Raw genomic sequence first — 11904 nt, 5'->3', positions numbered from 1 at the left:
GGGTGTGTAAATAAAATAGATGTTAGCATTTTTTCCTTCAATTTATAAAGATGAACTATTATATAGTGTGTTGGCTAGATACCATAAACGTTCAGGGAATTTAAGTAATAAACATTCAACTTTAGATTTGTTTGGAAAAAAGAAAGCATATATTATTCCTGATTTACCTACTGATTTAGAGATATTATTAGAAAAAGTAAATCCTTTTTTAAATTCGAGTATTGATGAATGGATAAATTATCATACATTGTATAACTACTATACAAATTTTACTTCAAAAGAAATAAAACAGAGTGTTCGAAATAAAATGTTATATGGCTGTGGCAATACTTCCTTGCATTATTCAACAGGTCAAATGGCTGGGACAGTAAAAGAGCCTATGTATTTTCGCTATTGTCCTAACTGCTTTGAAGAAGATATTCAAGTGAATGGAGAAACATATTGGCGGACATATCACCAATTACCAAGTGTATTTATTTGTTTAAAGCATTCTGTCTTGCTTGTAGACAGTTCAATCTTAATTAGGCAAGGAAACTCTTCGTATTTTTATTCAAACATTGAAAACAGTTTAGAGAAGGGCAATAAAAGTGATGTTTCAAAAGTAAACTTTGATTTGCTACGTCATTTTGCTGTAGAAAGTAGCAACTTAAATCAAAAGGATTATAAATTTGATCAGTTAAATTTATTAGAGATTTATCATTACCTATTGGATCGCGAAGGGTATGTAAAATCAAACGGCACAATCGACCAAAGGCGATTAGAAGAAGACTTTATTAAGAAGTTTAAGGTCGATTTTTTAATATTGATGCAATCATTTCCAAGTGGTGTAGAAGGACAGTGTTGGTTAAGGGCAATAACAAGAAAACATCGAAAGTCTTTTCATCCTGTACGGCATTTACTGTTCATTTATTTTTTAGGTGAATCGGTTGATACAATTGAACAGTATGCAAATAAACGATATAGTCCATTTGGTGAAGAGCCATATCTATGTTTGAATCCTGCGGCAGAACACTTTCTACAGCCTGTAATAACTAATTTAAAGGTTACTCGTTGCTATGATACTAAAAGGCCGGTAGGAACCTTCTCCTGTGCCTGTGGCTTTGTTTATTCTCGTAAGGGGCCAGATAAAACAGAAGAGGATAAAACAAATATAGGGCGTATTAAGATGTTAGGTGATACTTGGTTGAGCAAACTCCATCAATTGGTTGAAATAGAACAGTTGAGTTATAAAGCATGCTCAAAAATATTAAAAGTCGACACCAAAACAATTATTAAGTATTCTAAGCAAAGAAATAGTAAGCCTATGAACAAGGAAAATCATATTAAAAGTGATTTGAAGCAAAAATGGCTTGATTTAATTAACCAATACCCCATATTATCAAGAACAGAACTTAGAAAAAAAGACCCATCACTTTATATGCGAATTTATAGAAATGATAAGGAATGGTTAAAGGAACATTCCCCAGTTGTTAAAGTAAATAGGGTTACTAATAAAAGAGTTGATTGGGTACAGAGAGACCTTCACATCTTGGGCATGGTAAAAAAAGCAGTGGAAGATATAAGTGCTAAAGAAAAACCAGTTAGAATAACCGTAAGCAGTATAGGTAAAATGATTAATAATAAATCGTTGTTAGAAAAAAGAGTAAATAAACTGCCCAATACGATGAAGTATATTGAGAGTGTTAAAGAAAATACGACCAATTTTCAAAAGAGGCGTATTAGTTGGGCTATAGATCAATTAAAAGATGAAGAACTTGAAGTTTGGAAAATAATGCGAAAAGCAGGAATCAGTGAAAGATTTTATTCTGGGTTAGAGATAGAAATAAAAAGGCAGATAATAAGTGCGAAGCAAAAATTCTGATATAAAGAATGATACCAAAAAGCCGTGTTCATAGCTGAAAACACGGCTTTTTTTGTTGTAGTCATAATGGTGTTGTTCATCTTTGAAATCGAAAAATTAAAATCCTGTGAATCCACCAAAGAAGGGAGTAAACCAAGCAATAATTTTTGTCATCATGTCAAAATAGAGTAGCACACCCATTACTATCATTAACCATCCACCAATGCTCATAATGAGATGACTTTTTGTCTGGAAAAAGACGTTGCATGCTGTGCAAATCATATTGACTAGAAGAACTTGAACAGTGAACAAGTTTGTAATCAAAGCAATATTTATTCTTCTATTTAGCAACAGAAGCACAGTAATTGAAACTACTGTGCTTCTGTTTTTTAGTTCAATACATACTATGCAACCTCTCATATTCATGTGGGGGGAGCATCTACAGAAGATTTTATAGATAATTGACATAACTATGTAACAAAATATCCCGAGGTTTATATTGATTATTCTAATTGCTGTAATAAAATGATGTTATATCTTGTTAAGTTATAACATTCAGGAGGAAACTATGCTTTCAGAGAGACAACAACTTATACGTGACATGATTCTATATAGACACAATTTGAAAATCTCAGAATTAAGTCAAACACTTGAGGTATCAGAGATGACAATACATCGAGATATAAAACCTCTGATTGAAGAAGGGCTTATTATGAAGACATATGGTGGGATTACACTTATAAGGGATCAATCTATACATCGTGTTGAGGAAGACGAGTGTGTGTATTGTCATCGTAAGTGTGATGATCGATTGGTTTACAGGATAATTCTTTTAAATGGAGAACGTGAAAATGCTTGTTGCAGCCATTGTGGAATACTGCGGCATCGACAGTTAGGTGATGAGGTAGCACAAGCAATTTGTACCGATTTTTTAACAGGGACAACGATTAGCGCTCATCTAGCTTGGTTTGTTTTAGACACTACTGTCCATATTCGTTGTTGTTACCCACAAGTGTTGGTATTTGAGACTAAAGAATATGCAGAGAACTTTGTAAAAGGATTCGGAGGTAAAGTCCTTACATTTTCCGAAATAATGAAATCATTTCCTCAACACCTTAAATTGTCCTGTAAGAACAGTTGAAGAGGGGAATTTAAATGAATGAGGTACTTCTTCAGATACATGTGTGGTTAAGTCAGTTAGCCAATTTAGTAGCAGAACCAATTTATACATTAGCACTAAAACTAGATGTATGGGGAATGAAGGCTTTCTTATTAGGGTTGGTTGGGGCAACTGCACCATGTCAACTTACATCTAATTCTACTGCTGTTGCTTTGATTACATATGAGACTGAAAAAAATAAAAGGTGGTTGAATGTAGGGAGTTATATTACAGGCAAATCTTTAGTGTACATATTGTTAGGCATAATGTCTGTATTCATCGGTAGTACAGTTGCTGATATTCCTTTCATTGGAACAATGTTTTTCCGTAAATTATTTGGCCTTACTCTTATTCTAATTGGATTAGCTCTCCTTGGAAATATTTCAGTACATTCCTCTGCATCACAACGTATCTTCCAAAAAGTCCAAAAAGGATTGAAATTGAAAAATACATCTCTTTCTTTTGGGTTGGCTATGGGTTTTTTATTCTGTCCTACGTTGTTTTGGTTATTTTTTGTCTTGTTATTGCCGACAGGAAATGGAGAATTTAATTTGATAGGTCCCATTTTTTTTGCAATTGGAACAGCAATGCCACTCATTTTATATGTGATACTACTGACTATTAGTGAACGGTTATTAAATCCAATGAAGAAGACTTTGTATTCATTCCATAATGTATCAAGGAATATTTCTGCAATCTTCTTTATATTGTCAGGATTATTCGAAACTTTAAATGCTTGGATAGGATAGAAGGGAATTTGTTTATGATATATATATTTAGTTTTAGTATTATTTTTTTGTTAACCGGTTACGTCATTTTTTCTACCTATCGTGCCAAATCGTTCTTATCAGAAATGACTGCTATGATGATTGCAATGGCTGTTTCTATGATGGCTAGCATAGTAGTAGGAACCATATTAGGAGTAATATTAGTAGGGAAAATGACTGTCCCAGTAATCTCCTCAGTACTTTTTGGCATGATAATTGGATATGTTATTGGGCGTCCCTTTAGTTTATTGGCTTCATTAGATGGACTATTAGCAGGTATCATGGGCGGCATGATGGGTGCAATGTTGGGGGTAATGGTTTTTTCTCAAGATCCTGTCGTTATGATGATATTTGTGGATGCAATTTTTATCATTGTCATGATTCTTATATTGAAATTAATTAGACAAGAAGTTAAGGGAACAGATACAATAACGGTAATATCAAATAAAAATAAATGGAGTAAAGTTATTTTTTGTGTAATTGCCGTATTATTAGTTGTTTCTGTTGTATTCTTTAAACCCATTTCTCATTACTTCAGAGATCTTTTGGGTGATACAACTCCGGTTTCAGACGATTCTTCTACAAAAATAAATGAAGTAAAAGCAGAGCAAAAAGACGGTTATCAGGAAGCCGTCATAATGGTAGAGCCATTTGGATATACACCTGAGAATGTAAAAGTAAAAGCTGGAATCCCAGTTCAACTTCATTTTCAAAAGAGTTTTTCAGGTGGATGCTTATCATACTTAATAATAGAGGATTTCCAAATAGAAAAAGATCTTGATAAAGGTGATAACTTGGTCGAATTCACACCAGAAAAACCGGGTATATATACGTTTCATTGTGGAATGAATATGTATTTTGGAAAGATAATAGTTGAATAATGGATAACAACGAAACAAAGCACAGCCATTAAGAGTCTGTGCTTTGTTTTAGTTTCACCTTTAAAATTTCTTTACTTATGTAGATTTAAAAAATAAGTATCGTGGGGTTTTATTCTTATACGAGAGATATTCTACTTTAAGCATATTCTCTAAGTGTTTTTCTTCTTGAAGAATAAGGTTATGAATTGAAACTATATTTAGTAAACAAATAATTAATGTAACTAAGTTAGGGAATGTCAAAAATAGACCTATAAACATTAAATTGAATCCAACAAATGCAGGATTTCGACTATATTTGTATAAACCATTGGTGATTAGCGAGGTTTTTGTTTCTTTATCTATACCAACTCTCCAAGAGGTTTTCATTGTTATCATTGATAAAATAAAAAACAGTAAACCAATGGTAATTGTCATTAATCCAAAGTAATGCATAACCTCATTGGTGAATAGTTTAGGTAAAATATTATCAATCGAATTATCAAATATTGACTCTAAAAGCCATGCAATTCCCCATACGAAAGTTGAAATTTTAACAAACATTTCGGAAGAATCGACGGATGTCCCCTTATTTCCTTTTCCTAACACATTTGCTTTTATCCCTGATTTCTTATTTAGAATAACTAGCTTTAATGAATAGGAAAATAAAAACAAAGCAAACAGAATCAATGAAAAAACATTTACCAGTTCCATTTTTATCTCTTCTTTCTATAATGAATTAAGTGCTATTTTAAGAAAGTAAAGTACTAGAAATAAAAAGATGGACTTTCATATAAAAAGCCCATCTATTGAATAAAGTGCGTTAATTCATTCTTTAACACGCATTAAACGTAAGCTGTTTAATGCTACTAACAATGTTGCTCCCATATCTGAGACAATGGCAATCCAAAGTGTTAGCCAACCTGGAATAACTAATAGTAATGCAGCTAGTTTAATTAAAATGGCAAATGCTATATTTGCCTTGATAATATTTAAGGCCTTACGACTTAGCTTTATTGTAAACGGTAATTTCCGTAGATCATCTGCCATTAAAGCAACATCTGCAGTCTCTAATGCAGTGTCTGTACCAGCACCACCCATGGCGATACCGACTGTAGAAGCTGCTAAAGCAGGAGCATCGTTGACACCATCACCGACCATCGCAACATTGCCATAGTCTTTTCGAAGTTGTTTTATATAGGAAAGTTTGTCTTCAGGCATTAATTCAGCTTGAATTTCAGAAACCCCTACATGATGACCAATTGCATTCGCAGTCCCTTTATTATCACCAGTTAACATGATTGTTTTCTTAACACCCATGTTATGCAATTTCTCAATAATTTCTTGGCTAGATTCACGTACCTCATCAGCTACGGCAATGATTGCTTGAATCTCTTTTTCAGTTCCTAATATCATGGCAGTTTTGCCTTCATTTTGTAACTTAAGGATGTTTCCTTCTAAATTCTCTGGAATAGGTACATTTAACTCTTGGAACAATTTTGGGCTACCGATGTAATACAAAGTACCATCTACTTCACCTTTTATTCCTTTGCCAGTAATGGCTGCGAAAGCATCAACGTTGATATTTTTGAATGAAACATTTTCTTCTTCGGCTCTTTTAATAATCGCAGAAGCTAAAGGGTGCTGAGATCGATATTCTAAAGCCGTAATTATGGCTAGAATCTTTTTTGAATCTTTTTGGGTATTCATTACATCAAAGTTTGTAACCACTGGAACACCTTTTGTAAGCGTACCTGTTTTATCAAAAGCAATTGCCTTAAGCGAACCCATTTCCTCTAAATAAATGCCACCTTTAATTAAAACCCCTTTTTTAGCAGCATTACCTATAGCTGAAACAATTGAAATTGGTGTTGAAATAACAAGCGCACATGGACATCCAACTACAAGTACTGATAAACCTTGATAAACCCAAGTTTCCCAACTACCATCGAAGAACAGTGGGGGAACAATTACTACAAGCCCTGCAATGACCATGATAATTGGTGTATAATATTTCGCAAATTTATCAACAAATGCTTGTGAAGGAGCGCGTTCACCTTGAGCTTCTTCAACTAGATGTATAATTTTTGAAATCGTTGTATCTTCAACGTATTTTGTAATTTTAACTTCTAATAAACCCTCTTCATTTAGTGTTCCAGCGAATACCTCATCATCTACTGTTTTTGAAACTGGTACTGATTCCCCTGTAATAGCTGCTTGGTTGACTGCAGAAAGACCGCTAACCACGATGCCATCCATTGCAATTTTTTGCCCAGGTATAACAATCATAATATCGCCAATCTCTATATCATCTACGTGTACCATGATTTCTTGACCATTTCGACGAATTAAAGCTTCTTTTGGTGCAATATCCATTAATGAGCGAATTGATTGACGTGCTTTATCCATTGAATAACGCTCTAAAGCTTCACTAATAGCGAATAGGATAACAACTATGGATGCTTCTGCCCATTCTCCTATAAATGCAGCACCAATGACAGCTACCGTCATTAATGTTTTCATGTCAAAATCAAAGCGAGTTAAATTTTTGAAACCAACTTTGAATAGATTGAAACCACCGATTACAATTGAAGCTATAAATAATAGGGAGGTAATAAGATTTTCTTCACCGTTTACGTATTGAGATAGATAACCGAATACGATAAATAAGCTTGCGTATAAAAGTGTGCTATGTTTTTTGTAAAATGGTACTTTCTTTTCAACTTGCCCCTCACTATTGTCAGAAGATGGAGCTTTAGATCTGTATGAAGGTGTATCCATTGATACTTTTAAATTTTCAAAAGCTCCAGCTTTTTCAAGTTCCGCAATAGTTGTTTCGCCAGTTACGGAAATTTTAGAAGCACCGAAGTTTACTTTTGCATCTTGAACCCCTGGAAGCTCTTTTACATTACGTTCAAATTTACCTGCACAGTTTGCACACGAGAAGCCTTCAATTCTATAGGTAGTATCTGTTTGGGGTGGAGTAACACGTTTTTGTTTTTCTGGCGTTACTTTTAAGTTTTCGAAAGCTCCAGCCTTTTCTAACTCCTCCACGGTCGCATCGCCTGTAACTGATATTTTAGATGCCCCAAAGTTCACCTTTGCATCTTGAACACCAGGTATTTCTTTTACATTACGTTCAAATTTACTTGCACAGTTGGCACAAGAGAAACCGTTCACGCGGAATACCTGTTTTTCCTCAGTCATTAATTTCACCTTCTTTATGTTCTTCAAATGCAACACTGATTAAATTCTTAAAATATGGGTCATGAATAGCGTAATAAACCAATTTCCCTTCTTTACGATATTCAGCTAATCCTAAATTTCGTAGTAAACGCAAATGGTGCGACGCAGTTGCTGTTGTTGACCCAATAATATTAGCGATATCGCAAACACATAATTCATCTTCTAGTGTTAGCGCATAGGCAATTTTTACACGTGTATCATCCGAAAGTGCTTTAAAAACTTTAGCAACATCCATTGATTTTTTTTCTTTTAACTTGTCTTGAACATAGTTTACTTTATCCTCATGAATACAGGTGATTTCACATATTTCTTTCATATATTTTCCTCCAGTTATCATTCAAACGTTCAAACGATTATTTGATTGTTTTTATAATAAACTTAAACATTCAAATAGTCAAACAGTTATTTGAATGTTTTATTTATTTAATGCAATTTATTATTTTTGACCAGAAAAGTATATGCAAAAGCCTAAGCTTGAAAAAAGTTAATTTTTTTGGATATGTATGGAAAAAGAAATGTAGATCATTAAATTAGAGGTTAGCTATTGAATATAATAATTATTAGTTTGAATAATAGTTGCAAATTGCAAATAAAATTGCTATATATATTTATTAAGGATAGAATATTTTTGTGTTTTACTTAGTTTTATTAATTACAGCTATTATTTTTAATGAATTTATATTTGCAAAATGCAAATAATGAAGGGGGATAAAAAATGAAAGGGATTCTTGATACAATCGTTATTGGGGGAGGGCAGGCTGGACTTGCAGCAGGCTATCATTTACTGAAAAAAGGTCTACGATTTTTAATATTAGAAGAAAGTAATCAGATCGGGGGTTCTTGGCCAAATTATTATGACAGTCTTAAATTGTTTTCTCCAGCAGGGTTTTCCTCTATGCCCGGCATGAAGTTTCCTGGAAACCAGAATCTCTATCCGAAAAGGGATGAAGTTATTCGATACTTACAAGATTATAAAAAAAAGTTCCAATTACCTGTTTTAATTAATCAGAGAGTAGATATGATTGAGAAAAATAACATAGGTTTTATTGTTCGAACTGTCACAGGCGATAAATTTCAAGTTAGAACAATCATAAATGCTACAGGCTCATTTAATAATCCTTTTATTCCTAACATTCAAGGAAGAGAAGTCTTTCAAGGGAAAACACTTCACTCTTCAGAATATCGAAATCCACAGCCATATCACAACCAAAGGGTAATCGTAATCGGAGGAGGTAATTCGGCTGTGCAAATTGCTGTTGAATTGTCTAAGGTTAGCCAAACTACTCTTTCAGTACGACAGCCAATAAAATTTGTAAAACAACGTCTACTTGGACGGGACATACACTATTGGTTGAAGGTATTTGGTTTTGATACCTTTCCTTTCTGGCGCTTTGGAAAAACGGCACCCAGATCAAATGCTGTGAATGATATAGGAGGATATAAAGATCGAATTAGTAAGGGGAGTCCGGAACAACGTTTAATGTTTACTTCTTTTTATGAAGATGGAGTTATTTGGCCGGACGGAGAAAGGGAGCCTGTAGATACCATTATCTATGCCACAGGATACAGACCACATTTACCCTATATGAAATTACTTGGTGCATTAGATGGGGAAGGAATGCCTTTACAAAAGGCAGGTATTAGCAGTATCCCTGGATTATATTTTGTGGGACTAGAAGGACAACGATCATTTGCATCTGCAACTTTAAGAGGTGTGGGAGAAGATGCCGAGTATGTTGTGAAAAAGTTACTTCACCACATGAAAAGTAGAAACTTTTGAAGTAGGAAAAACATCTTCAAAAAAAGTTAAATATATTTTAGTTGTATTTTGCAAATAAATAATATATATGTCTTTATAGGAGATGATTAAATGGAAAATAAACGTGAACTTTTTCAAGTTTTAACTCAAAAGTTTGCTCTACTAAATAAAACATGTTGTACTGTAGGATCAATTGACATCACACCAATACAGAGCCATATTCTATATGAGATCGACAAACAAAATAATCCTTCTATGCAACAAATAGCAGAGGCAATAGGTATGGATATTACTACATTTAGTAGACAGATTCAAACTCTTATTAAGATGAATCTTGTCAAAAAAACTCCTCTAACATCAGATAAAAGAGTGTACATTTTGTCATTAACTGTGGAGGGTACATTTCTCGCTACTACAATTGATGAAATGATAAACAATTATTTAAATGAAGTTTTTTCACATTTGAATGACTTCGAAAAAGAAACTGTTTTACGTTCAATTGAACTCTTAAATAAAGCTATGGCTAAATCAAATTTGTGTTGTACACCTTCTCCATAACTCGTTACTAAAGAAAAATTAATGGAGATAAATTAATCTTTATCATTATCTTTTAAAGCGTACGTTTAGGTAACTGAACGTACGCTTTTTACAAAGTATAAAAATTTTTTTAAAATGGGTAAATATCTGTTGCAATTCAAAACATTAAATCATAATATAAGAATATAGTTATATACTGATTATGTCACCTTCTTACGAGGTGATTTTATTTAAAATAATATATAAGAAAACAGTTATATAAGGAGTGCAGATAAATGGAAAACACACTAATTGAAAAACAACTAAAAGCAGCAGCGGATTTGAATCGCATTAAATTACTTGCATGCATGAAAAACGGGGAGGTATGTGTATGTGATTTTGTGGATGTGCTAGGAATATCACAACCAGCCGTTAGTCAACATCTACGAAAATTAAAGGAGGCAGGCATTATTACGGAACGGAAAGTAGGGACTTGGAAACATTACCGTTTAGTAGAGAATCAAACGCCACTGATGAAGGGCATTTTAGAACAAATTCAGCCTTTAAAGGGGTGCAATTGTGAAACCGATTGCTGCCATGTAGGGGGAAATATAAATGAGTAATGAATCTTTAACAAAACAGCTTTCTTTTCTAGATCGTTACCTTACCCTTTGGATATTCGTTGCGATGGGAATAGGTGTTGTATTAAGTATCACCATGCCTAATGTTGGGGAAGCGTTAGAGTCCATGTCTATTGGAACAACGTCCATACCGATTGCTATAGGGTTAATTGTCATGATGTATCCACCATTAGCGAAAGTAAAGTATGAAGAAATGTGGCGAGTGTTTAAGGATTGGAAAGTGCTATTACTATCACTTTTACAAAACTGGTTACTCGGCCCGTTCCTCATGTTCTTTTTAGCGATTATCTTCTTACAAGATTACCCAGAATATATGGCTGGACTCATTATGATTGGCTTAGCTCGATGTATTGCCATGGTGATTGTGTGGAATGATTTAGCGCGTGGAGATCGTGAATATGTAGCTGGTTTAGTTGCCTTTAACTCCATTTTTCAAATTGTGACGTATTCAATTTTTGCTTACTTTTTCTTAAATGTATTACCTGGTTGGTTTGGTTTAGAGAATTTCAATGTATCCATTTCTATGTGGGAGATTACAAAGAGCGTTCTAATTTACTTAGGGATACCATTTGCAGCAGGATTCCTCACACGATGGATAGGAATTAAAGCAAAAGGAAAACAGTGGTATGAAGAAAAGTTCTTACCGAAAATTTCACCACTTACTTTAATTGCACTGCTGTTCACGATTGTGTTGATGTTTGCTTTAAAGGGTGAGCAATTAGTAGAACTGCCACTTGATGTAGTGCGAATTGCTATTCCATTATTTATTTACTTTGTGATCATGTTTGCTGTGTCATTCTTCTCTTCCCGTAAAGTAGGTGCATCTTATCCTGTCACAGCAGCTCTTTCTTTTACAGCTGCAAGCAACAACTTCGAGTTAGCAATTGCTGTTGCAGTGGGTGTGTTTGGCTTGCATAGTGGCGTGGCATTTGCCGCTGTTATTGGACCACTAGTGGAAGTACCAGTCCTCATTGGACTTGTATGGGTTGCCTTACGTTGGCAGAAAAAATACTTTAAAACCATTAAATTATAAGGAGCAATTACTATGACAAATACACTTTATTTCTTATGTACAGGAAACTCATGTCGAAGTCAGATGGCTGAAGGATGGGCAAAGAA

General features: G+C 33.9%; 11 protein-coding genes and 2 pseudogenes. 9 read left to right on the top strand and 4 right to left on the bottom strand.

Annotated features, from left to right (window positions below; genetic code table 11):
* Positions 1-19: 19 nt before the first annotated feature.
* The gene (locus PI85_RS12750) at positions 20-1861 is read left to right on the top strand and encodes a TnsD family Tn7-like transposition protein (RefSeq protein ID WP_036079778.1); all 1842 of its coding nucleotides are present in this window, start codon (positions 20-22) and stop codon (positions 1859-1861) included.
* A gap of 96 nt (positions 1862-1957) precedes the next feature.
* On the opposite strand, the pseudogene PI85_RS24875 reads toward PI85_RS12750, so the two are convergent.
* Positions 1958-2071, bottom strand: a pseudogene (locus PI85_RS24875) (cytochrome c biogenesis protein CcdA); the annotation flags it as partial.
* 337 nt (positions 2072-2408) lie between these two features.
* Here PI85_RS24875 and PI85_RS12745 point away from each other — a divergent pair.
* The 3 genes from PI85_RS12745 to PI85_RS24870 are packed head-to-tail and all read left to right on the top strand — an operon-like array spanning position 2409 to position 4647.
* Positions 2409-2981 carry a DeoR family transcriptional regulator gene (locus PI85_RS12745; RefSeq protein WP_009374044.1) on the top strand — a complete coding sequence of 191 codons (573 nt, stop codon included), beginning with the start codon at positions 2409-2411 and terminating at the stop codon, positions 2979-2981.
* A gap of 14 nt (positions 2982-2995) precedes the next feature.
* Positions 2996-3748 (top strand): sulfite exporter TauE/SafE family protein, encoded by a 753-nt coding sequence (locus PI85_RS12740; RefSeq protein WP_009374042.1) that lies wholly within the window; start codon positions 2996-2998, stop codon positions 3746-3748.
* Between the two features lie 14 nt (positions 3749-3762).
* Positions 3763-4647: a cupredoxin domain-containing protein gene (locus PI85_RS24870; RefSeq protein WP_009374041.1), complete on the top strand. Its 885-nt coding sequence runs from the start codon at positions 3763-3765 to the stop codon at positions 4645-4647.
* Positions 4648-4722: 75 nt separating this feature from the next.
* Here the strand turns inward: PI85_RS24870 and PI85_RS12730 are convergent, their stop codons facing one another.
* The 3 genes from PI85_RS12730 to PI85_RS12720 form a co-directional block, all read right to left on the bottom strand.
* Positions 4723-5337 (bottom strand): isoprenylcysteine carboxylmethyltransferase family protein, encoded by a 615-nt coding sequence (locus PI85_RS12730; RefSeq protein WP_009374040.1) that lies wholly within the window; start codon positions 5335-5337, stop codon positions 4723-4725.
* 114 nt (positions 5338-5451) lie between these two features.
* Positions 5452-7830, bottom strand: coding sequence for a heavy metal translocating P-type ATPase (locus PI85_RS12725; RefSeq protein WP_009374038.1), 2379 nt, complete (start codon positions 7828-7830; stop codon positions 5452-5454).
* A complete protein-coding gene (locus PI85_RS12720; RefSeq protein ID WP_009374036.1) occupies positions 7823-8185 on the bottom strand; it encodes a metalloregulator ArsR/SmtB family transcription factor in 363 nt (120 codons plus the stop codon). Before PI85_RS12720 ends, PI85_RS12725 begins: the two co-directional genes overlap by 8 nt.
* Before the next feature lie 399 nt (positions 8186-8584).
* On the opposite strand from PI85_RS12720, the gene PI85_RS12715 reads away from it, so the two are divergent.
* From PI85_RS12715 to PI85_RS23905, 5 genes and pseudogenes are all read left to right on the top strand, one after another.
* Entirely contained in the window at positions 8585-9649 is a 1065-nt protein-coding gene (locus PI85_RS12715) for an NAD(P)/FAD-dependent oxidoreductase (protein WP_009374035.1), read from the top strand.
* 90 nt (positions 9650-9739) lie between these two features.
* On the top strand, positions 9740-10186 hold the full coding sequence (locus PI85_RS12710; protein ID WP_009374034.1) for a MarR family winged helix-turn-helix transcriptional regulator: 447 nt from the start codon (positions 9740-9742) through the stop codon (positions 10184-10186).
* A gap of 254 nt (positions 10187-10440) precedes the next feature.
* Positions 10441-10767 carry a helix-turn-helix transcriptional regulator gene (locus tag PI85_RS12705; RefSeq protein ID WP_036079775.1) on the top strand — a complete coding sequence of 109 codons (327 nt, stop codon included), beginning with the start codon at positions 10441-10443 and terminating at the stop codon, positions 10765-10767.
* Positions 10760-11818, top strand: a complete 1059-nt coding sequence (arsB, locus tag PI85_RS12700; protein WP_016993623.1) for an ACR3 family arsenite efflux transporter — start codon at positions 10760-10762, stop codon at positions 11816-11818. Before PI85_RS12705 ends, arsB begins: the two co-directional genes overlap by 8 nt.
* 12 nt (positions 11819-11830) lie before the next feature.
* Positions 11831-11904: pseudogene (locus PI85_RS23905) on the top strand (arsenate reductase); the annotation flags it as partial.

This window comes from Lysinibacillus sp. A1 (assembly GCF_000801965.1).
GTDB classification, from domain to species: Bacteria; Bacillota; Bacilli; order Bacillales_A; family Planococcaceae; genus Lysinibacillus; species Lysinibacillus fusiformis.
The sequence above is the reverse complement of the archived record's forward strand: the minus strand, read 5'-3'. Positions and strand labels throughout refer to the sequence as shown.